This is a genomic window from Acidipropionibacterium timonense (assembly GCF_900605005.1).
In the GTDB taxonomy this organism is placed as follows: Bacteria; Actinomycetota; Actinomycetes; order Propionibacteriales; family Propionibacteriaceae; genus Cutibacterium; species Cutibacterium timonense.
Genome location: NZ_LR027558.1, coordinates 17984 through 40666 on the forward strand (window position 1 = coordinate 17984; position 22683 = coordinate 40666).

At 71.4% G+C, this 22683-nt stretch carries 20 protein-coding genes; 6 read left to right on the plus strand and 14 right to left on the minus strand.

Annotated features, from left to right (window positions below):
• Positions 1-24: 24 nt before the first annotated feature.
• Positions 25-480, minus strand: a complete 456-nt coding sequence (locus tag E0E30_RS00085; protein ID WP_130864555.1) for a MarR family winged helix-turn-helix transcriptional regulator — start codon at positions 478-480, stop codon at positions 25-27.
• A gap of 67 nt (positions 481-547) precedes the next feature.
• Between E0E30_RS00085 and E0E30_RS00090 the strand changes: the two genes are divergently transcribed.
• The gene (locus E0E30_RS00090; RefSeq protein ID WP_245306445.1) at positions 548-2476 is read left to right on the plus strand and encodes an ABC transporter ATP-binding protein; all 1929 of its coding nucleotides are present in this window, start codon (positions 548-550) and stop codon (positions 2474-2476) included.
• A gap of 96 nt (positions 2477-2572) precedes the next feature.
• Here the strand turns inward: E0E30_RS00090 and E0E30_RS00095 are convergent, their stop codons facing one another.
• From E0E30_RS00095 to E0E30_RS00135, 9 genes are all read right to left on the minus strand, one after another.
• A complete protein-coding gene (locus E0E30_RS00095) occupies positions 2573-2938 on the minus strand; it encodes a YciI family protein (protein ID WP_130864556.1) in 366 nt (121 codons plus the stop codon).
• Between the two features lie 102 nt (positions 2939-3040).
• On the minus strand, positions 3041-3427 hold the full coding sequence (locus E0E30_RS00100) for a VOC family protein (RefSeq protein ID WP_130864557.1): 387 nt from the start codon (positions 3425-3427) through the stop codon (positions 3041-3043).
• A 54-nt stretch (positions 3428-3481) separates the two neighbouring features.
• The gene (locus E0E30_RS00105; protein WP_130864558.1) at positions 3482-4801 is read right to left on the minus strand and encodes a glycoside hydrolase family 32 protein; all 1320 of its coding nucleotides are present in this window, start codon (positions 4799-4801) and stop codon (positions 3482-3484) included.
• A complete protein-coding gene (locus tag E0E30_RS00110) occupies positions 4798-5679 on the minus strand; it encodes a carbohydrate ABC transporter permease (RefSeq protein WP_130864559.1) in 882 nt (293 codons plus the stop codon). Before E0E30_RS00110 ends, E0E30_RS00105 begins: the two co-directional genes overlap by 4 nt.
• An 8-nt stretch (positions 5680-5687) precedes the next feature.
• A complete protein-coding gene (locus E0E30_RS00115; RefSeq protein WP_130864560.1) occupies positions 5688-6620 on the minus strand; it encodes a carbohydrate ABC transporter permease in 933 nt (310 codons plus the stop codon).
• Positions 6621-6622: 2 nt separating this feature from the next.
• Positions 6623-8002: an ABC transporter substrate-binding protein gene (locus E0E30_RS00120; RefSeq protein ID WP_130864561.1), complete on the minus strand. Its 1380-nt coding sequence runs from the start codon at positions 8000-8002 to the stop codon at positions 6623-6625.
• 160 nt (positions 8003-8162) lie between these two features.
• Positions 8163-8660 carry a Cys-tRNA(Pro) deacylase gene (gene ybaK, locus E0E30_RS00125; RefSeq protein ID WP_130864562.1) on the minus strand — a complete coding sequence of 166 codons (498 nt, stop codon included), beginning with the start codon at positions 8658-8660 and terminating at the stop codon, positions 8163-8165.
• Positions 8661-8670: 10 nt separating this feature from the next.
• Positions 8671-9630 carry a PfkB family carbohydrate kinase gene (locus tag E0E30_RS00130; protein ID WP_130864563.1) on the minus strand — a complete coding sequence of 320 codons (960 nt, stop codon included), beginning with the start codon at positions 9628-9630 and terminating at the stop codon, positions 8671-8673.
• On the minus strand, positions 9618-10517 hold the full coding sequence (locus tag E0E30_RS00135; protein ID WP_130864564.1) for an aminodeoxychorismate lyase: 900 nt from the start codon (positions 10515-10517) through the stop codon (positions 9618-9620). The genes E0E30_RS00130 and E0E30_RS00135 overlap by 13 nt, the downstream gene beginning before the upstream one ends.
• Before the next feature lie 298 nt (positions 10518-10815).
• Here E0E30_RS00135 and E0E30_RS00140 point away from each other — a divergent pair, with 298 nt between their 5' ends.
• Positions 10816-11409 carry a TetR/AcrR family transcriptional regulator gene (locus E0E30_RS00140; protein WP_167853843.1) on the plus strand — a complete coding sequence of 198 codons (594 nt, stop codon included), beginning with the start codon at positions 10816-10818 and terminating at the stop codon, positions 11407-11409.
• Positions 11406-12731: an MATE family efflux transporter gene (locus tag E0E30_RS00145; protein ID WP_130864566.1), complete on the plus strand. Its 1326-nt coding sequence runs from the start codon at positions 11406-11408 to the stop codon at positions 12729-12731. Before E0E30_RS00140 ends, E0E30_RS00145 begins: the two co-directional genes overlap by 4 nt.
• Before the next feature lie 7 nt (positions 12732-12738).
• Here the strand turns inward: E0E30_RS00145 and E0E30_RS00150 are convergent, their stop codons facing one another.
• The 3 genes from E0E30_RS00150 to E0E30_RS00160 all read right to left on the minus strand — a co-directional run bounded on the left by E0E30_RS00150 (position 12739) and on the right by E0E30_RS00160 (position 17437).
• The gene (locus tag E0E30_RS00150; protein ID WP_130864567.1) at positions 12739-15453 is read right to left on the minus strand and encodes an AAA family ATPase; all 2715 of its coding nucleotides are present in this window, start codon (positions 15451-15453) and stop codon (positions 12739-12741) included.
• On the minus strand, positions 15450-16580 hold the full coding sequence (locus E0E30_RS00155; protein ID WP_130864568.1) for a metallophosphoesterase family protein: 1131 nt from the start codon (positions 16578-16580) through the stop codon (positions 15450-15452). The genes E0E30_RS00150 and E0E30_RS00155 overlap by 4 nt, the downstream gene beginning before the upstream one ends.
• Positions 16581-16891: 311 nt before the next feature.
• Complete coding sequence (locus tag E0E30_RS00160; RefSeq protein WP_130864569.1) at positions 16892-17437, minus strand: YceI family protein; 546 nt, start codon at positions 17435-17437, stop codon at positions 16892-16894.
• 44 nt (positions 17438-17481) lie between these two features.
• Between E0E30_RS00160 and E0E30_RS00165 the strand changes: the two genes are divergently transcribed.
• Positions 17482-17967, plus strand: a complete 486-nt coding sequence (locus tag E0E30_RS00165; RefSeq protein ID WP_130864570.1) for a MarR family winged helix-turn-helix transcriptional regulator — start codon at positions 17482-17484, stop codon at positions 17965-17967.
• A 148-nt stretch (positions 17968-18115) separates the two neighbouring features.
• On the plus strand, positions 18116-19480 hold the full coding sequence (locus E0E30_RS00170; protein WP_130866636.1) for an amino acid permease: 1365 nt from the start codon (positions 18116-18118) through the stop codon (positions 19478-19480).
• 36 nt (positions 19481-19516) lie between these two features.
• Here the strand turns inward: E0E30_RS00170 and E0E30_RS00175 are convergent, their stop codons facing one another.
• Positions 19517-21283 (minus strand): chloride channel protein, encoded by a 1767-nt coding sequence (locus E0E30_RS00175; protein WP_245306614.1) that lies wholly within the window; start codon positions 21281-21283, stop codon positions 19517-19519.
• A gap of 388 nt (positions 21284-21671) precedes the next feature.
• Between E0E30_RS00175 and E0E30_RS00180 the strand changes: the two genes are divergently transcribed.
• A complete protein-coding gene (locus E0E30_RS00180) occupies positions 21672-22637 on the plus strand; it encodes a 2-hydroxyacid dehydrogenase (protein ID WP_130864571.1) in 966 nt (321 codons plus the stop codon).
• Positions 22638-22683: the final 46 nt, after the last annotated feature.

Consider the following 22683-nt stretch of genomic DNA (forward strand, 5'->3'; position numbering starts at 1 on the left):
CCCGCTTGTGCGTTTCCCGCAGGCTCAGCGGTCCGTGCCGTGCCCGTCCGCGTCATCCTCCAACAGGAGGGTGAGGAGGCGATGGAGCTCGGCGCGGTCCTCCTCGCCGAGGCGGCCGAGCCACTCGGCGCTCACCCGCCGGCGCTCGCGCAGGACGTCGGCGCTGATCTGTCGCCCGTGGTCGGTGAGCGAGACGAGGGTGGCGCGCCGGTCAGTGGGGTCCGGTGCACGTGAGACGAGCCCCTGGGTGACGAGCGCGTCGATGACCTCGGTGGCCGAGCGGGGCGTGATGTGCAGGCGATCGGCGACCTGCCCGGGGCGCGCCGACCCCTTGGACAGCACGCGCAGGGCCCGCACCTGGTGGGGCAGGAGGCCGAAGCGCGCGGAATCGGCCATCCAGCGGTGTCGTAGCGAGCGGAAGGCGCGGGCGAGCAGCTCGCCGGTGCTGTCGGGCTCGTCACGTTCCGGGGAGGGGGCCATGCGGGAATACTAGCGAAGTCGCTGCGGCTGCCAGATAATGAGGTAACCACAAGACATTGGAGGCGACATGCCAGGACCCATGCAGATGTCCCTCGGCGGAGCCCCGCGCATGGGGTTCGACCGCCCCGGGCTGGGCGCGTCCGGGCGCGCACCCGGACACCTGCCCGACGGTGGCCGATCCGGACCGGACGTCCGCCGCGAGGAGGACCGGCGACGCATCGCCGAGCACCCTGTCCCCGCGCGCCGCGTCCTCGCGCTCTTCGCGCCCCACCGTGGAGCGCTCGCCGTCGTCCTGGGGGCCATCGTCGCCACGTCGCTCATCTCGATGGTGCAGCCCTTCCTCGTGCGCGCCATCGTCGACGAGGCCATCCCACGCCAGGACGTGCCCCAGCTCCTCCGGCTCGTCGGCGCGATGCTCGCCGTCGCCGCCACCACCCAGGTCCTCGGCGTCGTCCAGACCTGGTACGCCACACGCACCGGCCAGCGCATCATGCACCGCCTGCGGACGTCCCTCTTCGACACCCTCCAGCGCCAGCAGCTCGGCTTCTTCACCCGCACCCGCTCCGGCGAGATCCAGTCGCGCCTGTCCAATGACATCGCCGGCATGCAGGACGTCGTCACCTCGACGGCGACCTCCATCGCCTCCAACGTCACGACCCTCGTCGCCACCGCCGTCGCCATGTGCGCACTGTCCTGGCGGCTCGCCCTCCTCAGCGCCGTCATCCTGCCGCCCGCGATCGTCCTCACCCGGCGGGTCGCCCTGCAGCGCCGTGAGATCACCGGCCGACAGCAGGAACGCCTCGCCGAGCTGCAGCAGCAGATCGCCGATGGTCTGTCGGCCAGCGGCATCATGCTCACCAAGACCCTCGGTCTCGGGCCCGCCCGCTCCGCGCGGTTCCGCGCGGACTCCAGCTCCCTCATCGAGCTCGAGCTCGAGTCCCAGATGGCCGGGAGACGCCGCATGGCCCTCATGCAGATCGTCTTCGCCGCCATCCCGGCGGCCGTGTACCTCGTGGCCGGGCTGCCTGCGACGAGTGGCGGCATGAGCATCGGCACGCTCATCGCCTTCTCCACCCTCCAGGCCTCGATCTTCCGACCCGTCATGGGCGTGCTCAACACCGGCGCCCAGGTGGTCGCGGCCGAAGCGCTCTTCAGCCGGGTCTTCGAGTACGTCGACCTCGACGACGAGCTGCCCGTCGCCGAGCATCCCGTCCGCCTGCCGCGTGCGGCGGTCCGCGGCGAGATCGCCCTCGAGCACGTCACCTACCGCTACCCCGGCTCGGCGGTCGACGCCCTCACCGACGTGAGCATGGCCGTCCCGGCGGGCGGCTCGCTGGCCCTCGTCGGCACCACCGGTTCGGGCAAGACGACGGTGGCGAGCCTCGTCTCGCGTCTCATGGACCCGACCGGCGGCCGCGTCACCCTCGACGGCGTCGACCTGCGCGACCTCGACCCCACCGAGCTCACCTCGCTCGTCGGCGTCGTCACCCAGGAGACCTACCTCGTCCACGACACCATCCGCGCCAACCTTCTGCTCGGGCGGCCGGACGCCACCGACGACGAGCTGTGGGAGGCGTTGCGCACCGCCCAGGCCGAGGACCTCGTCCGCGCCCTGCCCGACGGGCTCGGTACGGTCGTCGGTGATCGTGGTCAACGCTTCAGCGGGGGTGAGAAGCAGCGCCTGGCCGTCGCCCGCACCGTCCTTCGCGACCCCGCCGTCCTCATCCTCGACGAGGCGACGAGTGCCCTGGACAACGTCACCGAGCGGCACCTCCAGGCGGCACTCGACGCCCTCGCCGAGGGGCGCACGGTCCTCACCATCGCCCACCGACTGTCCACCATCGAGGACGCCGACCAGGTCGTCGTCCTCGAGCACGGTCGGGTGGTCGAGACCGGCGGCTTCGACGAGCTCGTCGCCCGTGGGGGAGCGCTCGCCCGACTCGCCGGTGCCCAGCCCGACGCCGACGCGGACCGGGCCGCCGTCGCCGCGGCCTGACCGGGCGGAGGAGTCCGGCGACGCGGCATGGCGGAGGTCCGGGGGGCCGCCCCACGCCATCACCTGAGCCGCGCTGATCGCGTCAGGACAGGGTCTTCACCGAGGTAGCCGCGCGAACGGGCGCACCTCGACCACGCCGCGGCAGGCCTTGGAGCCCTGGGCGGCGAGACCGAGGGCCACGTCGAGGTCAGGGACATCGATGACCCAGAAGCCGCCGACGTACTCCGCGGCCTGCGCGTGCGGGCCGTCGGTGATGATCGGGCGTTCGCCCTGGCCGTCGACCGTGGTCGCAGCGGCGATCGGGGCCAGTCCGCCGGCGAACACGAAGTAGCCCTCGCGCTGGAGCATGGAGTTGAAGTCGGCGGTGGCGGCCAGTGCTGCCGACATCGACTCGGCCGACTCGTACGGTCCATACGGTCCGGGTTGCGCGGGCGCGAAGACGGACAACAGATACCGGGCCATGATCACTCCTCGGATACCGACAACTGGAGGGCCGGAGCTCGCGCCCCGGTGGCGACCCTCCAACCCGTCCACGGACACGGCGCTCCCGGAGTGTCCACGAGTTCAGGGGCCCCGATGAAGGCCGAAGTCGACGAGGTGGCCGGCGGGGCTGGCGTAGGTCGCGAAGAGTTCGTCGCCCTCAGGGTTGTCGACGGGTCCGCGGGCGGAGACGACCAGTCGGCCACCGGCGGCCACGGCCTGTCGACCGGCGGCCTCGAGGTCGTCGACGTGGACATCGAGGTGGATCTGTTGTTGCTGGGGCCCCTCCGGCCAGTGCGGGGGCTGGTGGTCGGGCGCGTGCTGCACGCCTGCGATCCAGCGACCGTCCACGATGATGCTCTGCCAGTGGTCGTCGCCGGTCGCCTCGCCACCCAGGACGCTCGCCCAGAACCGAGCCTCGCCGACGACATCCCGGGCATCGAGGACGATGACCATGTTCACGATCCTCATCGGATCTCCTCGTCTCCCTCATCATCCCCTCGCGAGGACTGTGGCCGGGTGCGATCAGCGCAGTTCGGTCACCGTCCCGGGCCCCTCGAGGGACCACCGGGAGGTGGCCGTCGGGTAGATCCGGGTCGTTGCCGGGACGCCCTCGACGAAGACCTCGACGAGTGACCCGTCGATGAGGACCTGCGCCCCGGCCGGCAGCTCGAGGTGGTCCAGGCCCCCGTCGACCTCGCTGCAGCGCAGCATCGCCGGCCCCTGCGCGCGCACCCGCACCCACGGGTGGTCGAGGGCCGACCACGACGGGTCGAGGGCCGCGCCGGTGGCGGCGTCGAGTTCGGGCACCGGGTCGGCGACGAGCCTGCCGTCGCGCAGGTGCAGCTCGCGGGCCGTGGTGATGACCCCGGACCAGCCGTGCTCGTCGAGCCAAGCGTCGTCGCGCCCGAGCTCCCAGGACCATCCCCACAGCACCGCTCGCTCGCCGACCTGGGCAACCTGGGGGGCATAGAAGGCCGGCCCGGCATCGACGGTGCCGCCGTCACGGGGGTTGAAGCGGGGGACGGCGTCGACGATCTCGAGGTCACCGACCATCCATGCCACTCCCGCCAGGTCGGAGTCACCGCCGTCGCGACGCCACAGGGACACGAGCAGGACCCACTGGCCGTCGACTCGCACGAGATTGGGGCACTCCCAGATGTCGGCCGGGGCCACCCGGGCGGCGACCGGGTCGTCGACCCGCAGCAGGGTGCCCAACGGCTTCCAGTCGGACAGGTCGGTGGCGTCGAGGACGACGACCTGGGCCAGGTGGCGTCGATCCCCCGAGACATCGGGGCCGGGCTGGCCGAACCCCTCGATGACGTAGCGGTGCCCGTCGACGGTGACGACGAAGGGATCGCGGGTCTCCGGGGCGGGGCCGTCGTGCCCGGGCTCCGGGCTCCCAGCGACCGGCTTCCCGTTCCCGGCGGCCCCAGGGGCTGTGCTATCAGCGCCCCAAGGGCCGGTGCTCGCCGTGGCGGCCGCCCGAAAGGTGCGCAGGCCGTCCTCACTGCGGGCCGTGAGGCCCACCGCTGCCGCCGGGGTGGTGGCGACCGCCGTGTAGCAGGCGGTGGGGACCCCCTCGTCGAGGGTCATCGACCCTGACCAGCAGCCGACGGCGTCCAACCCGCCCGGGGTCGGGGCCAGGGCGACCGGCTGCTCGCTCCAGTGGACGAGGTCCTCGGAGGTCGCGTGGCCCCAGTGAATGTTGCCGTGCCTCGGCTCGGCGGGGTTGTACTGGAAGAAGACGTGCCAGGTGCCGTCGATCCGACACACCCCGTTGGGATCGTTGAGCCAGCCGTGCGCGGGCCGGATGTGGTGGGCGGGGAGGGCGGCGTCGATCACTTGACTGCTCCTGCGGTAAGGCCCTCGCGCAGCGGACGCTGGCCGATGATGAAGACGATGAGGGCCGGGATCATCGACAGGACGACGCCGGCGAGGATCGTCGACATGGACCCGGTGCCGAGCTGCCCCTGCAGCGAGACGAGACCGAGCGGAAGGGTGAAGTTCTCCTCCGAGATCGTCAGGATGAGGGGCCGGAAGAACTCGTTCCAGATGCCGTTGAAGGCAAGGATCCCGACGATCGCCATGCCCGGGGTGGCCAGGGGAAGGTAGATGCTGCGGAAGATCGTCCACGGCGAGGCACCGTCGACCTCGGCCGCCTCGGCCAGGGTGTCGGGGATACCCATGAAGTACTGCCTCATGAGGAAGGTGCCGAAGGCGGTCGGGATGGCGGGCAGGATGAGTGCCAGCAGGGTGTCGGCCAGGTGCATGCCACGGATGAGCATGAACACCGGGACGATCGTCACCTGCATGGGGATCATCATCGTCGCCAGGATGATGCCGAAGAGGAGGTTCGAGCCGCGGAACCGCAGTCGGGCGAAGGCGTAGCCGGCCAGGGCCGCGGTGAGCATCTGACCGATGGCGCACAGCCCGGTGACGAGCGTCGAGTTCCAGAAGAGTCGGATGACGTCGACCTTGCTGAAGACGTCGCGGAAGGCGGCCAGGGAGAGGGTCCGGTGACCGGCGGCGTCGGTCGGGGTGAGGGCCGTGACGAGGGTCCAGACGACCGGGCCGAGGGTGAGGAAGAGGGCGATGAGCAGGACGATGATCTTGGCGGTCATCGACAGGCTCGAGGTGACGCGGTGGCGGGCCAGGGCACGGTCCTGATGGTTGGCCGGCTCATGGTTGGCCGACCGGGGGGTGGCGGTGGTGGTGGACATCTTCGGCCTCACATGTAGAAGACGAGTCGCTTGGACAGACGGAACTGCAGCCAGGTGGCGAGCATGATGATGAGCATGAGCACCAGGCCGATGGCTGCCGCCAAGCCGAAGTGGAGCTCGGTGAAGGCCGACTGGTAGATGACCATGACGGCGGTGCGCGTCGAGTCGCCGGGGCCGCCCCGGGTGAGGACGTAGGGCTGGTCGAAGATCTGCAGGGCCGAGATGATCGCCATGACCGAGGCGACGAGCATCGTCGGGCTCACCAACGGCAGGGTGATCCGGGCGAACCTGCTCCAGCCCGAGGCGCCGTCGATGTCGGCGGCCTCGTAGACGTCCTTGGGGATCGACGACAGCCCGCCGATGAAGAGCAGGAAGGTGAACCCGAAGTTCTGCCACACGTACACCAGGACGGTGACGACCATGGCTCCGGCGGCCGTCGACAGCCACTTGACCGGGGCGATGCCGACGAGGGCCAGGAGCTTGTTGACGGTGCCGAAGTCCTCGTTGAAGAGGAAGCTCATGACCAGCGACACCGACGCCGCCGAGAGAATGAGCGGGAAGAAGAACGAGGACCTGAAGAAACTGCGTAGCCATCCGGGCATCCTCGACTGGACGAGGACGGCCAGGGTGAGGGCGACGATGATCTGCAGGATGACGGTGACAATGACGAATCCGAAGGTGTTGAGGAAGGACACCCGGATCGTCCGGGAGGTGGCCATCGTCACGAAATTGTGGACGCCGACGAACTTCGGCGTCGAGATGATGTCCCAGCTGCAGAAGGCCAGGAGGATCGAACCGATCATGGGCACGAGGGTGAACAGACCGATGCCCAGGACGGTCGGCAGGAGGAACCAGAAGGCCAGACGCGACTCCCGGCGCTTGCGGGACGAACTCTTGACGACCGACTGGACGGAGGCGGGTGCGGGGGTGGAGACGGCCATGATCAGTCCTTCGCGACGGCGAGCTCGAGGTCACGTTGGAGATTGCCCAGGGAGTTCATCATCGTCGCGTGGGAGCCGGTGACCGCGGCCAGGACGTTCTTGATGAGGGCGGTCTCGACGGCGGCCTCCTGCGGGGGAGCAGGCACGGGGGCGGTCGTCGGGAATCTGTCGAGGGTGTCGTAGAAGAGCTTCCAATGGGCCGGACCCGTGTTCTCATAGAGCTCGACGTTGTGGGAGCGTCGGGCGGAGTTGGAATCGGGGTTCTTCTGGGCGATCTTCATGCCGTCCTTGGAGACGCAGAACTTGAGCCACTCCCAGGCGGCGTCCTTCTGCTTGGAGGAGCGCATGATGGCGTAGCCGGCGGTGCCGAACTGGTGCTGCTGGGTGCGTCCCTTGGGGAAGTACGCGACGTCGTAGTCGGTTTTCTTCATACCGGCCTGGGACAGGCCATACACCCAGTATCCGCCGGCTGGCGTCATGCCGATGACCCCGGACCCGAAGCGACTGACGAGTTCGTTGCCGCCGCCCTGGACCGGTGAGGAGCCGAGGTTCTCGGCGATGATCGAGCGCATGAACTCGAAGGCTTCGACGACCTTGGGGTCCTCCGCATTGGGTTCGGTCCACTTGTAACCGCCCGAGCGTCCGGTCTGGGTGGGGTAGAACTCCTTCCACAGCCACTGTCCGCCGCCGTAGCGGCTGGGTTTGAGGAAGCTCGTGTCGTTCGTGTAGAGCCACGGGACGATGCCGCCCCAGAGGCGGTTGGTCCAGAAGAAGGGCCGGAAGGTGCCCTTCGCGTGCTTGCTCATGGTGCGCAGGTAGGTGTGGAAGTCGTCCCAGGTCCAGTCGTCGGCGGGGCGATCGAGGCCGGCCCTCACCATGGCCGCCGCCGAGTAGTAGATGTTGGCGGCGTTCCAGCTCAACGGCAGCTGGTAGAGGCTGCCCTGGTACATGAAGGCCTCGATGAGCGAGGGGTGGACGTCGTCGAAGAACTCCTTCATCTCGGCCTTGTCGCGCAGGACGAACTCGTCGAGCGGGTGGGCGAGGCGGTCGGCGAAGAGCTGGGTGCCCTCGGTGGCGACCATGACGACGTCCGGCGCGGTGCCGGCGGCGACGAGGGTGAGGATCTTGGCGAAGAAGTCGCTCCAGTCCGCGCCCTGGATGGGGACGATGCGGACGGGGATGTCGGGGTGCACCTTGCGGAAGGCGTCGATGAGTCCCTGGTTGGCGGCGGCGTCCTGGGCGGTGCCGTTGATGGCGATGGACAGGTCGTGGGACCCGCGGCCGGGGATGTCCAGGCCGGTGAGGCGTCTGGCCGACAGCGCGGTTCCCAGCGCTGCGGCACCACCCAGGCCCAGCAGGCCTCGGCGTGTGAGTTCAGCCATGTCATTCTCTCCTCGATGAGTGACCTAACACGTGTGAGGTTAGGTCGTGCGGGGAGTGATGTCAAGACCTTCGGGATGTTTCTCGACCGATGGGTGTCGAGCTCGGGATCGCCTGCGTCAGGAAAGGGCCGGCGGTGACGGCGCCCGAGCGGCGTCGTCCTCAGTCGGCGATGGCGGCGGTCCTCGCCCCGGTGACCCGCACCAGGTCGGCGGGGGCGAGCTCGACCGACAGACCACGGCGTCCACCAGAGACGAGCATGGTCGGGTGGTCGAGGGCCGACGAGTCGATGCACGTCGGCAGGGCCTTGCGCATCCCCAGCGGGGAGATGCCGCCGACGACGTACCCGCTCGTCCGCTCCGCCAGCGAGGGGTCGGCCATGGCGGCCTTCTTCGCCCCCATGGCCGCCGCGAAGGCCTTGAGGTCGAGCTGATGGCTCACCGGCACCACCGCCACCGCCAAGGGGTGTCGCACCCCGCCGCCCTCAAGCGTGACGACGAGGGTCTTGAACATGAGGTCGGGGTCGAAACCGAGTTTGGCCGCCCCCTCCTGGCCGAAGTGCCGATTCTCCGGGTCGTGATCGTAGGAGTGGAGGGTGTGGGCGACCTTGGCCCGAGCCAGGGCGCGGGTGGCGGGGGAGGCGGCGTCGGTGTGGGGCATGGGCCCAAGGTTAGGCCTGTGCCCGGTGCCCGGTGCCGGGTGTTCGAGGCGCTGACTGGGCGAGCACCTGCCGCACCTCGTCGGCCGCGGGGGCCGTTCCGGGACCTCGTCGGGTCACCTTGAGGGCCGCTGCGGCGTTGGCCCAGCGGGCGGCGTCCGGCCAGGTCGCTCCGCTCAGACGGGCCGCCAGCAGGGCCCCGGTGTGGGCGTCACCGGCCCCGTTGGTGTCGACCGGACGCTGCGGGAAGCCCGGCACGGCGGTCGCTGCCCCGTCAGCGAGGACGGCGCAGCCACGTGGCCCGTCCCGGGTGATGACGACGGCTCCGGCCGGCAACCGGGCGGCGCACGCCGACAGCGATCCGACCATGTCGTCGACCCCGCCCAGATCGGCGGACTCCTCGGCGTTGCCGGTCCACACGGTGGTGAGTGCCAGCATTCGGGACCGGACCTCGTCGTCGAGATCGGCGAAGGCCGCGCCGGGGTCCAGGACGACGTCGACACCGGCTGGCAGCCGCTCGAGCCAGTCGAGCAGCGGGTCGCGGGTCGACGGCAGGGCCAGCGAGTAGCCCGTGACGCAGACGGCGTCGCCCGCGACGGGGGCACTGGTCGACAGCGACGCGACGCTGATCCGCCGCTCGGCGCCGGTCGTCGTCACGAAGGTGCGCTCGGCGCTCGGCTCGACCAGGACGATGCAGACGCCGGTGTCGACACCCATGACGGCCGGGGACGACACCTCGACCCCGTCGGCGGCCAACGCGGACCGGATGAGGTCGCCGTTCGGGCCGGTCCCGATGGCCCCGGCGTGGACGGCCCGGGCCCCGCTGCGGGCCGCGGCCAGCAGGATGTTGACCGCCCCTCCGGCGTGTCTGGTGAACGAGGTGGCCATGGTGTTGCCGCCGCGACGCGGCAGGGACGGCACCTCGGCGACGGCGTCGACCAGGGCCTGGCCGGTGTGGATCAGACGTCCCACGACGGTCTCCCCATCTCCTCGCCGAAGCCGGCCCAGGAGCGCATCCTGGCGGTCATCGCCTCGTCGGTGGGGATCGGGACGCCGTCGACCGTGCGCACCGGAACCACCCCACGGACCGAGGAGGCGAGCCAGACTCCCTGCGCCGCGGGGAGCTCGGCCGGTCGCATGAGCCGCGACGCCGTCGGGACCCCCTCCTCGTCGGCCCGCTCGAGGACGGTCTCGACGGTGATGGACTGGAGGATGCCGGTCGCCCCGGTCGGCGTCGTCCACAGGCTGCCTCCGGCCTCGACGAGCAGGCCGGAGGTCGGACCCTCGAGGAGGAACCCGTCGGTGCTGGTGAAGATGACGTCGTCGGCCCCCCGGCGGGACGCCTCGCGCAGGGCGGCGACGTTGACGGCGTAGGCCAGGGTCTTCACCCCGCCGAGCAGCCACGGGCATCCGGAACAGGAGGTGCTCGTCACCCCGCGGGACAGGCAGACGACGTCGATCCCGTCGCGTTCCTCGAGGGCGTGGTCGCTCAGAGGCGCGATGGTGAGCAGGCCGACCGGGAGCCCGGGCATGACCTCGGGGCCGTTGGTGTGGATGATCTTGAGGACGGCCTCCCCGGGGAACCGCCAGGCGGCGACCGCCTCGTCGATGAGACGTCGCCAGGCCTCGAGATCGGGGGTGGGCCCGTCGACGCCGGCGATGGACCGGGCGAACCGTTGCAGGTGCGCATCGAGCTGGTCGACGCGGGACGATCCGTCGGGCGCGGTGACGACCCTGGTGGCGTCGAAGACGCCGTCACCCCGGGTGAGGCCGAGGTCGTCGGCGGTGACGACCCCACGGTGGTCGCGCAGGACGCCGCGGCCGAGGACAGCCACGAGAAGCTGGTGCTCCGGGTTCATGACCTCAGGCTACCGGCCCCGTCCCTTGTCGCTGCGCGATGAGCGGGCCGGATGCGCGGGGATCCCTGTGTGCAGCGAAGGTGAGCGCTCGCCCCCCGGTCTGGCAGGACCGTGGGTGACAAGGCATGATGGACCTTCGACGGATGCAGACCGAGGCGCCGGGCCGGTGGGGCGCCGGGCCGGCGCGGAGGGTCCGCGCCATGTCCGCCACGGAGGGGGTAGTGGAATGAAGGACGAAGGCGGTGCGCCGGGTCGCAGGCGTGACACCTACCATCACGGCGACCTTCATCGCGCGTTGGTGGCTGAGGCGCTCGACCTGGCGCGGTCCGGGGGCACCAGTGCGGTCGCGCTGCGGGAGGCCACGAGACGCTCGGGGGTGTCGCCCAACGCGGCCTACCGTCACTTCGCCAACCGGGAAGCACTCCTGGACGAGGTCGGGCTGGAGACGGCGCTCATGCTGGGATCGGCCATGCGGGAGGCCGCCGACAAGGCCATTGACGCCCATGCCGAGGATGATTCCTGCACCCGCGCCATCGAGGCGCTGCTGGCCGCCGGCACCGCCTACGTCGACTTCGCCCTGTCCGAACCCGGCTGGTTCGACGCCGCCTTCTCGGTCTCGTCCAACGGGTGGCAGGCCACCTTGGAGTCGGTGCCGGGGGACGAGGGGCTGCCCACCGCGGTCCTGTCGGACCTCGTGCGACAGGACGGTCTCCACTGGCACTCCGGCATCGACTTCCGCGACATCCGGCTGCTCATGATGTCGACCCTGCACGGGTTCTGCATCCTGCTCAACACGGGGCCGCTGCGGACCGTTGACCGGGATGACGCACGACGTCGACTGCGGGCGATCCTGCGTCGCACGATCTCGGGGGCGGCCAGTCCGGTCCGGTGAGCTCGTCCACGCATGACTCGGTGAACCGTCAGATCCTCGATCTGGCGGTTCCGGCCTTGGGTGCCCTGGTGGCCGAGCCACTCTTCCTCATGGCCGACTCGGCGGTCATCGGCCACGTCGGCACCGGTCAGTTGGCCGGTCTCGGGGTGGCCAGCACGGCCCTGCTCACGGCGACCGGGCTCTTCGTCTTCCTCGCCTACGCGACGACGGCCTCCTCGGCCAGGCGGATGGGTTCGGGCGACCGGGCCGGGGCGGCGGCGGCCGGGGTCGACGGGCTGTGGTTGGCGGTCATCATCGGGGCCCTCGTCGCCGCCGTGCTCGTGGGACCGGCCGACACCGTCGCCCGGCTCTTCGGGGCCCAAGGGCAGGCCGCGGTCTATGCCGCCCAGTACCTGCGGATCGCCGGGCTCGGGGTGCCGGCCATGCTCGCGACGATGGCCGTCACCGGGGTGCTGCGCGGCTTCCAGGACACCCGTACCCCTCTCGTCGCGACGATCCTGGCCTTCTCGGCGAACCTCGTGCTCAACCTCGTGTTCGTCCTGGGACTGGGCTGGGGAGTGCGCGGCTCTGCGGCCGGCTCGCTCATCTGCCAGGTGGCGATGGCGGTCGGTCTGGTGCTCGTCTTCGTCTCGCGGACCCGTGGGCTGGGGTTCTCCCTGGCATTCCGGCCCGCGGGGGTCATGGGGTCACTGGCCGATGGCGTCCCGCTGCTCGTTCGCACCCTGGCCCTGCGCGGCGCGCTCGTGGCGACGACCTGGGTGGCGGCCCGGCTCGGCGAGGTGCCGATGGCGTCATATCAGGTGACGACGACGGTGTGGGGGTTCCTCACCATGGTCCTCGACGCCCTCGGCATCGCCGGTCAGGCCCTCACCGGGGCCGCCCTGGGGGCCGGTGAGGCCGACCGGGCGCGGCGTCTCACCGCGACGATGACATGGTGGGGGCTGTGGTCCGGGGTGGTGCTGGGGGTCGGCGTCCTGGCGGTCCACACGGTGCTGCCCGTGGCGTTCAGTCCCGACCCACAGGTGCGCGACGCCGTCGCCGCCGGGCTGGTCGTCGTCGCCCTCATGCAGCCGCTGTGCGGGCCGGTGTTCGTCCTCGACGGGGTGCTCATCGGGGCCGGGGACGGACGTTGGCTGTCGGGGGCTCAGGTCGTCATGCTCGTGGCCTACCTGCCGATGATCGCCGCGGTGCACCTAGCCTCGCCGGCCGGGGCTTCCGGGGTCGTGTGGCTGTGGGTGGCCTTCGGCGGGTTCATGGCGGTGCGCGGCGCCCTGCTCGGGTGGCGGGCCCGTGGGGACGGGTGGATGCGGCTGGGAGCCTGAGCCGGTCTCACCTGAACTCGATCCGGGTGGCCGCGGTGATCCGGTCGTAGCGCTCCGGGGCGCAGGTGAGGACGACGACCTGGGTCGCCCCGGCTCCGGCGGCCACCTGTTCGAGGAGCCGGCGGGTGCGCACGCGGTCGGAGTGGACGAGGGCGTCGTCGAGAACAACCGGGACCCCGTCCTCGGGGTCGACGAGGCGGGCGGCGGCCAGCCGCACGACGAGGCCGAGCTGTTCCCGGGCCCCGGTCGACAGCTGGTCCCACGGCACCGTCCGGCCGGCCAGGGTGCGCGAGACGAGAGACAGGTCATCGCCGATGTCCACCGTCAGGTCGGCGTCGAACACCTGTCGGCCGATGGCCTGCACGGCTTCGCGGAACGGAGCTACATAGGCTCGACGCTGCGCCTCCCGGGCGCTGGTGAGGGCTTCCCGGAGGACGCGCGCGGCCTCGGCTCGCTGTCCGGTGCCCTCGACGTCGAGTTCGAGCCGGTGTCGCCGCGCCCCGAGGCGGTCGGCCCGGTCCTGGCGGTCCTCGCGGCCCAGACCCTTGAGTTCGCCCTCGAGCCGGGCCCGGCGCGCCCGGGCGTCGGTGAGGCGCCGCTGTGCCCCGGCCAGATGCATCCGGGCCTCCTCGTCGGCGGCGTGGACCTCCTCGGGCGACAGTTCACCCAGTTCCCGGCTCGCCCGGTCGACGGCGGCGCTGGCCCGGTCGAGCTCCTCACGGCAGCGGGCGAGGTCCTCGTCCAGGGACTCGTCGGAGGCGTCGGCCCGAGCGGCGGTGAGGCGCTCGGTGAGCCCGGCCAGGTCGGAGCGTCGGGCCGCCAGGGTTGACGACGTCATGAGCGCCTCCTCCCGGGCCGCGGACCATCGCGTCGTCACGGCCTCGAGCTGGGTGGCCAGACCGTCGCGGGCGATCTGGGCCTCGTCGCGCGCCTCGCGGGCCGAGCGTGCGGCCGCCCGGGCCGCCGCGGCATCCGGGGGAGTGCCAGCCGCCTCACCGGCCTCCGTCCCGGCGCCGGTGGCACGGGCCGTGGCGGCGAGCCGGCCCAGGTCGGAACTCAGCGTGCGCCGCTCCTCCCGCAGGTCCTCGAGCCGGGCACCGGCCAGCGCCCGGTCGAGGTCCTCGCGCAGACCGCGCAGCCGATCCTCCCGGGACATGCGCTCGGCCAGTCGCTGGCGTGCGGCCCCGACGTCGTCGACCCCCAGCTGGGCCAGCACGTCGGCCAGTTCGCTCTCGGCCCGGCGGGCGCGGGCGGCCAGGTCCTCGACCGACTGGTCGGGGGTGAGCGTGAGGGCCCAGGCACCGGCCACCTCGATGCGTGTCGGTCGCTCGAGCGGGCGGGTGAGATCGCCGGTGACCTGGTCCCCGTCGATGGTCAGGTCGACCCCGTCACCGAGCCGCTCGACGGCGAGGGTGGGACTGGCCAGGGTGAGCCGGGTCCGGGCCGCCGACACCGTGTCGGCGGCCTCCTCGGCCCGGGCGAGGTCGGCCGCCGTGATGGGACGGTCCGCGATCTGCTCCTCGAGGGCCTCGATCCGCTCGGACAGGGCACCGGTGCGGGCGAGCCGTGAGTCCAGACGGTCAAGGCTCTCACGTGCCTCGAGCAACTCGACGAGGTCGTCGGCCCGCTCGGCCCGGCCCCGGGCCTCGGTGAGCCGTTCGTCGGCCCGTCCCAGATCCTCACGTACCGTCCGCCGTTCGGCCTCGACCTCGCCCTCCCGGAGTGCGAGGTCCGCCACCTGGCCGGCGAGGTCGTCGACCTGCTGGGTCAGCGCGGTCACCCGGGCGACGAGATCGGCCCTGGTCGACGCCGTGAGCTCGGCCTGGCGCACCGCCCGGTCGGCGTCCTCGCGCAATCGTCGCGCCCGGGTCAGGGCCTCCTCGAGCCCACGGACGGCCTCGGTGCGGCGGGCGGCCTCCTGCGCCGTGTCGGTGGCCTCGTGCAGCTGGACGGTGAGCTCGGCGATGTCCTCGTCGGCCCGGGCCAGCTGGGCGACGACCTCGTCGACCTGCGCCAGGGCCGCGGTGGCGCGATCGTGCTCGGCGACGACCTCCTCGAGGTCCTTGGCGGGCCCGGTCTGGACGGTGGTGCGCTTGCCGGTCGGCGTCCAGTAGATGCGGTACTCGCGCTCGACGGCGTCGAGCAGCGGCGTCCCCTCGTCCGCGCCGGGACCGATCCCGGACAGCCCGCCCGACGCTGACCCCTCACCCGAACCGGTGAGGCCGCCGGAGTTGGAGGTGGCGTCGAGGGCCCGTGCCAGTGAGGTCGAGGACTGGAGCGCCAGGTCTGCCAGGCCGCTGCCCTCGAGGAGGTGGAGGGCGTCCCACAGGGTGCGGTCGACGCGCTCCCAGAGGGTCGCGATGGCGTCGATGGCCTCGTCCCCGGCGAGCCGCTGGCCGGCGCGCGGGCCGGCCAGGAAGTGCAGGCTGGCGGCAGGGGAGGAGAGGAACTGCTTGCGGTGCACCACCCGGTGCGGCCCGATGGTGAACTCGGCCTCGACGACCACGGGTCGCTGGGTGCCGACCGGCTGGGTGGCCAGGACGCGGCGGTGCTTGGAGGTGTGCTTGACCTTGGCATCGAGGACGAGGTCGAGAGCCTCGATGAGGGAGGACTTGCCGATCTCGTTGGGGCCGGAGGCGATGACCAGGCCCGACTCGGGCACCTCGAGGGTCCGGTCGTCGATGCCCTTGAAGTTCTCGACGTGGATGCGGTGCACCTTCATGAGTCGGCTCCCGTCGTGAGGGTGAGGCGGTGCAGCAGGGTGAGGGCGTCGACGGCGGCCCGGTCGCCGGCGCGGGCGGACTCGGCCAGGTGCTCGGCGGCGTCCCGCGCCCACGACGGCAGGTCGGCCTGCGCGAGGTCGCTCCGGTCGGGGACGACGACGAGGTCGCTGCGGTGCTCGCTGGGTTCCAGGCTGGCGAAGGCCTCCCCGTGGGAGGCCAGGAGGGCGTCGAGCCTGGCCTTCTGGGCGATGGTCAGCTGCCCGTGCAGGTCGTGGCGCACGATGGTGCGGTCGCGGCGGGGGAAGGCCGACAGGTCGGCGTCGAGGGCGTCGATGTCGGCGTCGGAGGCCATCCGACGGCTCACCCGGGTGTGCAGCCAGGTGCCGACCTCCACGGTGCGGGTGGCGACGCCGTCGGAGGTGAGATCGACGATGACGACGGTGCCCCGGCCCGGTTCGGTGAAGGACGTCGTCTCCTGCGTGCCGCTGTAGCGGATGGTCGCGTGTGGGTCGTCGGGCCAGGCGATGTGGCGGTCGCCGAGGGCGACGTAGTGCAGCGCGCCGCGCGCGATGGCCTGTCGCAGGGGTTCGGGATCGATGAGGGCGTCGGAGACGGTGTCGCCGGTGAGTCCGGCGAGCTGCCCGTGGCCCAGGAGGATGCGGGTGGCGCCGTCGGCGTGCAGGCCGCGGGCCACCTGGGCCAGCGGGTCGGTGTGCACGTGCCGGGCCCGCAGTGGAGCGCCGATGAGTTCGATGCCCTCGGGCAGGTGGAGGGGGGTGTCGTCGCGGACGACGATGGCGTTGGGGGGAAGGGTGAGACGGTCCCAGATGGTGCCCGGTTCGAGGGAGTCGTGGTTGCCGGGCAGGAGGTAGGTCGGCAGAGCGATGGAGGCGATGGCGTCGAGCGACCGGGTGACGACGGACGCGGGCACGTTCTGGGTCTCGAAGACGTCGCCGGCCACGAGGACGAAGGCGCAGCCCTCCTGGCGGGCCAGCCGTCCCAGCTCGCGGACGGCGTCGATGCGCGCCGAGGTGTAGCGGGCCTGCGGGTCGTCGTCACCGCGCGGCGACAGGTAGTCGCGGGTGCGTCCGAGTTGCCAGTCGGAGGTGTGGAGGAATCGCGTCATGGGTGCTCCTCGATTGGGTGGGCACCACTCTAGGGACGGGGTGTGACAGGAATCCCGGGATCGGCCCGCGGGCCGACGGGGGAGACGGCGTCCAGGGCCCCCGACCGCCGTCGAGGACCCACGGGACCTCGGCTGTTGACCCCACCTGCTCGGAGTGGTTGAGGGTCTGGTCGCCGGTTCTCGCCCGGGCGACCCACCTCATGAAGTACCTTCCGGGACGATGAACGACGCCCCCGGACCGTGGGGTCCGGGGGCGTGGCTGGCGTCGAGTGTGGGGGGCTCGGGCGTCGGTTCCCTTCGTGGGGAGCCGATCAGGCGTTCTTGATGGCGCTGATCTCGAGCTCGAGGGTGACGTCGTCGGAGACGAGGACGCCACCGGTCTCCAGGGCGGCGTTCCAGGTGAGGCCGAAGTCCTTGCGGGAGATCTTGGTGCGGCCCTCGAAGCCGATGCGGTCGTTGCCGAAGGGGTCGGTGGCCTCGCCGCCGAACTCGAAGGGGATGGTCACCGAGCGGGTCTGGCCGTGGATGGTGAGGTCACCGGTGAGCTCGAGGACGTCGCCGGAGATGGCGGCCGAGGTCGAGGAGAAGGTGACGGTCGGGTACTGCTCGACGTCGAGGAAGTCGGCCGACTTGACGTGTGCGTCGCGGTCGGCGCTGCCAGTGGTGAAGGAGGCGGCCTGGGCGGTGACCTCGACCTTGACCGAGGAGGGGTCGGTACCGTTGCCCGAGGCGGTGCCGGAGAAGTCCTCGAAGGCTCCGCGGACCTTGGTCACCATGGCGTGACGGGTGACGAAGCCGAGTCGGGAATGGGAGGCGTCGAGGGTGAAGGTGCCGTTCACAGCGGTGATGTCGGTCATGGGTGCTCCTGTCGTGGTTGACGTGTCACCAATTATGGACGATGATGAATGACATGTCAACCACCTCGATGGAGCAGACTCCCTGGCTCGACGACCACCAGCAACGGGTGTGGCGACTGTGGCTCGACGTGACGACCCGTCTGCCGCAGGTGCTCAACCGTCAGCTCAGCCGGGAGACCGACCTGTCCCTGCAGGACTTCGAGGTGCTCGTCATGGTCTCGGAGGCCCCCGATCGGCGGATGCGCGTCGTCGCCCTGGCCGACCTCATGGGGTGGGAACGGTCCCGGCTGTCGCACCACCTCACCCGGATGGAGGGCCGCGGCCTGGTGATGCGGTCGACCTGCGCCGAGGACCGACGCGGAGCCGTCGTCACCCTCACCGACCGGGGCATGGACGAACTCGTCGACGCCGCTCCCGGGCACGCCGCCCTGGTGCGCCGGGTCGTCTTCGGAGGTCTGGACTGCGACCACCTCGACGAGCTCGAGACGATCCTCGGGCACATCGCCGCCAGCCTGGATGCCGAGGACTGATACGGCCGGACGAATGGTGGACGCCCGGGTCTAGCATCGCGGCACCGGACGAACCCAGGAGCCCATCGTGTCCAGCACCCCAGCGCCGCCGAGCCCGGCATCGCTCACCCAGACCAGCACTGACCCGCAGGAGCCGACCCGCCCCGTCATGAAGGGCCGCCAGCTCGTCATGATGAGTCTCGGCTCGGCCATCGGTACCGGTCTGTTCGTCGGCTCCGGCAAGGGTGTCGCCGCCGCCGGGCCGTCGGTCCTCCTGGCCTACGTCGTCGCCGGCATCCTCGTCATCGCCATCATGTACATGCTCGGCGAGATGGTCGCCGCGCACCCTGACTCCGGAGCCTTCTCGGTCTACGCCGAGCGCGCCATGGGCCCGGCCGTCGGCTTCGCCATGGGCTGGGTCTGGTGGATCGAGCTCGTCGTCGTCGTGGCCGCCGAGGGCATCGCCGCCGCCGGCATCCTCACCGCGATGTGGCCGGTCGCGCCGCAATGGGTGCTCACCCTCGTCTTCATGGTGGCCCTCACCGTCATCAACCTCCTGGGCGTCGACCGGTTCGGTGAGTTCGAGTTCTGGTTCGCGTTCATCAAGGTCGCCGCCGTCGTCGCCTTCCTCCTCGTCGGCATCGCCCTCATGTGCGGGTGGACTGCGGTGCCCGCCCCGGGACTGGGCAACTTCCTCCACCACGGCGGTCTGGCCCCGCACGGGTCGGGCGGCATCGCCACCGCCCTGCTCCTCGTCGTCTTCTCCTTCGGTGGCATCGAGATCATGGCGGTGGCCGCCGCCGAGACCGAGGATCCCTCCCACAACGTCTCCCGGGCGGTGCGCACCATCGTCTGGCGCATCCTCCTGTTCTACATGGGGTCGGTGGCCGTCATGGTCTTCGCCCTGCCCTGGGACGACCCGAAACTCGCAGAGTCGCCCTTCGCGGCGGTCCTGGACCGGGCCGGGATCGGCGTGGCCGCCCAGATCATGACCGTCGTCATCGTCCTGGCCCTGCTGTCGAGCCTCAACGCCAACCTCTACGGAGCCGCCCGGATGCTCGGGTCGCTCGGCGAGCGTGGTCTGGCCCCGCACGGCGTCATGAAGGTCGGACGGCGCGGGGTGCCGGTCGTCGCGGTGCTGGCGTCGGTGTCCTTCGGATTCGTCTGCGTCCTGCTCACCTACGTCTGGCAGGGCAAGGTGCTCGACGTCCTCCTCAACGTCGTGGGATCGACGATCATCGTCACCTACGTCCTCACCATCTGCTCCCAGCTCATCCTGCGACGCCGCGCCGACGCCCGCGGGGAGCACCTGCCGATGCGGATGTGGGGCTACCCGGTCGTGCCGTGGGTGTCGCTGGCCGTCGTCGCCGGGGTCGTCGTGCTCGGCATGACCTCGCCCTCGGTGCGTGAGCAGCTGCTGTCGACCTTCGGGCTCGTCGTCGTCCTCCTGGTCATCGGGGCCCTGCGGGCCCGGCAGATCGGTCAGGCGCCGTTCACGGGGACCGACGAGGTGGTCGACCTGCCCGCTCGTTGACCGCCGCTCGGCGGGGCCGGCTCGGTCGGGCCGGTCTCAGTGGGGCCGGGAGTCCGCACGCGTCCCGACCCTGGCGAGCAGGGCGCGACGTCGTTCCCGGGCGGTGACGAGGACCGGCGCCGAGGGGTCGACGGAGGGGGACGCGGGTGTCGACGACTCGGCAGCCGGTTGGTCGGCGCCGACGCCCGGTACCCGGGAGGACGAGGTCGCCCCGGCGTCTCGGGATCGCCGGGCGATCTCCTCGCGGATGATGGGGATGCGGCCGGTGATGGCGGCCAGCGGCCCGGTCGTCTCGAGCACGGTGGGTTCGGGGCCTCGTGACCCGGTCGCGGGGCTCTCGGGGCTGGTGGACTCGGGCCGGGGGGCCTCGGGGGTCGGGCGCGAGGACGGGGTCGCGGCAGCGGGTCCGGTGGCCGTCGGTGGGGTCACCCGGCCCATGGCGTGCACCTTGCGTCCCTCGAGGCGGTCCTGGAGCTGCGAGGTGTAGATCGACACCTCACCGACGACCCGGGAGGCCACCGCGACCGCGATCATCCCGGGGGCCAGCAACGAGAGGTTCCCGGTCATCTCACCGACCATGAGCATCATCCCGAGCGGGGCGTGGGCCACCGACCCGAAGCAGGCGATCATCCCGACGATGACGAAGCTCATGGGGGAGGCGGGGATGCCGGGCAGGCCCTCGAGCAGGCGCCACATCGCCGCCCCGGTCGCCCCGCCGATGACCATGCCGGGGCCGAAGACGCCGCCCGACCCGCCCGAGCCGATCGACAGGGTCGTCGAGGCGATCTTCGCGAAGGGGATGACGAGGACGACGAGCAACGACATCCGGCTCAGGGTGTCGGCGTACATCTCCTGCTGGACGTCGCCGTAGCCGGTGCCCAGGGCCGCCGGGACGACGAGACCGAGCAGTCCGACGCACAGCCCGCCGACCGCCGGCGAGAGCCACCCGGGCAGCGCCAGCCGGGTGAAGAGATCGGAGCCCTTGTAGAAGACGGTGGCGTACAGGCGTCCCATGAGCCCGGCCGCCAACCCCAGGACGACGAACCACAGGAGCTGGAGGGGCTGGGAGAACTCGACCCCGGACAGCGAGCCGAAGATCGGCACGAAGCCGTACACCGAGCCGAAGACGACGAAGGCGACGATCGAGCTGATGAGCGAGGGCATGATGGCGTCCGACTCGAGGTCATCGCGGTAGAGCAACTCCGCTCCCAGGAGGGCTCCCCCCAGGGGGGCGCGGAAGATGGCGCCGATGCCCGAGGCCATCGCCGCCGAGACCGCGATCCGCGAGTCCGGCGTGGGGATGTGCAGTCGCTTGCACAGGGACGAGACGACGGTGGCGCTGATCTGGGCGGTCGGGCCCTCACGGCCGCCCGACCCGCCCGAGCCGATGACGAGGGACGAGGCGATGATCTTCACTGCCGCGACCTTGCCGCGCAGGCCGGTGGGGTCGTGGTGGACCGCCTTGATGGCGTTGTCGGTGCCATGACCCTTGGCCGAGGGGGCGACGAGGTGGACGAGGATGCCCGAGGCCAGGGCCCCACCGGTGACGACGAGGGGGATCGCCCAGGGCCGGGTCATGCCGCTGCCGGAGCCGCCGTCACCCTCGCCGATGGTGCCCGGCGGGGTGTACCCGCCCAGCCCCTCGAGGAGGAGTCGCGTGCCGGTGTGCAGGCAGAAATAGAAGATGATGGCGCCCACACCCGAGATGACCCCGATGACCACACCCATGAGCAACCAGCGATTGAGCGAGTCGCGGAAGGCCTTGGGGCGGTGGGGGACGAGGGCCCGACGGAATCGGCGCAGTGCCTTGCGACGTTCCTCGCGGGGGTCCCTCGACCGGGGGGTGTCGCGCTGCGCACCCCGCTGGGCGCCTGGTGTGCCGGGCGTCGCCGCTCGCGTCGATGCGCCCGCAGCGCCGGACCCGACCCCGTCGTCCGGCGCACCGGCGGTGCTGGGCCGGGGGGGTCGCTCGGGGGGAGTCACGGGCCGATTCTTGCACGCGGTCGCCGGCCCGGGGCCCGCCGACGGGTCAGCGACCCGGACCGGCCACAGGTCGGCCGACCCGGACCCACCGCCAGTCGGTCGACCCGATGTCGGGAGAATCCCCGGAGCGGGACAATCCTCCCCTCCAGGGGAACAATCCTCTCCTCAGGGGAATTTCCCGACGCCTCGGGCGGCTAGCGTGGGCCCCATGGCACGGATCATCGTCACCGCACCCCAACTCATGGCCGACGTCCTGGCCGAACTCCCCGGTCACGAGGTCGTCGGCGGCGACCACGCGATGTCCCGGGAGGAGCTCGCCGAGGCGATCGGCGACGCCGACGCCCTCTTGTCGAGTCTGTCCGACCCCCTCGACGCCGACCTGCTGTTCCGCGCCACCCGACTCAAGGTCATCGGCCAGTGCGCCGCCGGGTTCAACAACATCGACCTGGCCGCCGCCCACGAGCGCGGCATCGTCGTGACGACCACCCCCGGGGTCCTCCACGAGGCCACCGCCGACCTCGCCTTCGGCCTCATGCTCATGGTGACCCGCCGCCTCGGCGAGGCCGAGCGTCTCGTGCGCGCCCACACCCCCTGGCACTACGACCACACCTTCATGCTCGGCGCCGGCCTCCAGGGCGCCACCCTCGGCATCGTCGGACTCGGTCAGATCGGTGAGGCCATGGCCCGCCGCGGCGCCGCCTTCGGGATGGACGTCGTCTACACCGCCCGGCACGACAAGGACACCTCCGCCATCGACGCCACCAACCCGCGCACCGCCCCGACCCGACGCGTCGACCTGCCCGAGCTGCTGGCGACGAGCGACGTCGTCTCCCTGCACTGCCCCCTCACCGACGAGACCCGCCATCTCATCGACTCCGCCGCCCTGGCCGCCATGAAGCCCACCGCCTACCTCGTCAACACCGCGCGCGGGGCCTGCGTCGACGAGAAGGCGCTCGTCGACGCCCTCGAGGCCGGGCGGATCGCCGGGGCCGGGCTCGACGTCTACGAGGCCGAACCGACCATCGAGCCGCAGCTGTACGACATGGACAACGTCGTCCTGCTGCCCCACATCGGCTCGGCAACCCGCCAGACCCGCGCCGCCATGAGTCGTCTGGCGGCCCGGAACATCGCCAAGGTCCTCGCGGGCGAGCCTGCCGAGACCCCCGTGGGCTGAGCGTCCGGACATCCTCCTGCACCTTTGTGGCAGAGCCGTGCACGTC

Coding starts and splice junctions, on each gene's coding strand:
- E0E30_RS00085 (WP_130864555.1), bottom strand. CDS start 480: ATGGCCCCCTCCCCGGAACGTGACGAGCCCGACAGCACCGGCGAGCTG.
- E0E30_RS00090 (WP_245306445.1), top strand. CDS start 548: ATGCCAGGACCCATGCAGATGTCCCTCGGCGGAGCCCCGCGCATGGGG.
- E0E30_RS00095 (WP_130864556.1), bottom strand. CDS start 2,938: ATGGCCCGGTATCTGTTGTCCGTCTTCGCGCCCGCGCAACCCGGACCG.
- E0E30_RS00100 (WP_130864557.1), bottom strand. CDS start 3,427: ATGAGGATCGTGAACATGGTCATCGTCCTCGATGCCCGGGATGTCGTC.
- E0E30_RS00110 (WP_130864559.1), bottom strand. CDS start 5,679: ATGTCCACCACCACCGCCACCCCCCGGTCGGCCAACCATGAGCCGGCC.
- E0E30_RS00115 (WP_130864560.1), bottom strand. CDS start 6,620: ATGGCCGTCTCCACCCCCGCACCCGCCTCCGTCCAGTCGGTCGTCAAG.
- E0E30_RS00120 (WP_130864561.1), bottom strand. CDS start 8,002: ATGGCTGAACTCACACGCCGAGGCCTGCTGGGCCTGGGTGGTGCCGCA.
- ybaK (WP_130864562.1), bottom strand. CDS start 8,660: ATGCCCCACACCGACGCCGCCTCCCCCGCCACCCGCGCCCTGGCTCGG.
- E0E30_RS00135 (WP_130864564.1), bottom strand. CDS start 10,517: ATGAACCCGGAGCACCAGCTTCTCGTGGCTGTCCTCGGCCGCGGCGTC.
- E0E30_RS00150 (WP_130864567.1), bottom strand. CDS start 15,453: ATGAAGGTGCACCGCATCCACGTCGAGAACTTCAAGGGCATCGACGAC.
- E0E30_RS00155 (WP_130864568.1), bottom strand. CDS start 16,580: ATGACGCGATTCCTCCACACCTCCGACTGGCAACTCGGACGCACCCGC.
- E0E30_RS00160 (WP_130864569.1), bottom strand. CDS start 17,437: ATGACCGACATCACCGCTGTGAACGGCACCTTCACCCTCGACGCCTCC.
- E0E30_RS00165 (WP_130864570.1), top strand. CDS start 17,482: ATGAATGACATGTCAACCACCTCGATGGAGCAGACTCCCTGGCTCGAC.
- E0E30_RS00170 (WP_130866636.1), top strand. CDS start 18,116: ATGAAGGGCCGCCAGCTCGTCATGATGAGTCTCGGCTCGGCCATCGGT.
- E0E30_RS00180 (WP_130864571.1), top strand. CDS start 21,672: ATGGCACGGATCATCGTCACCGCACCCCAACTCATGGCCGACGTCCTG.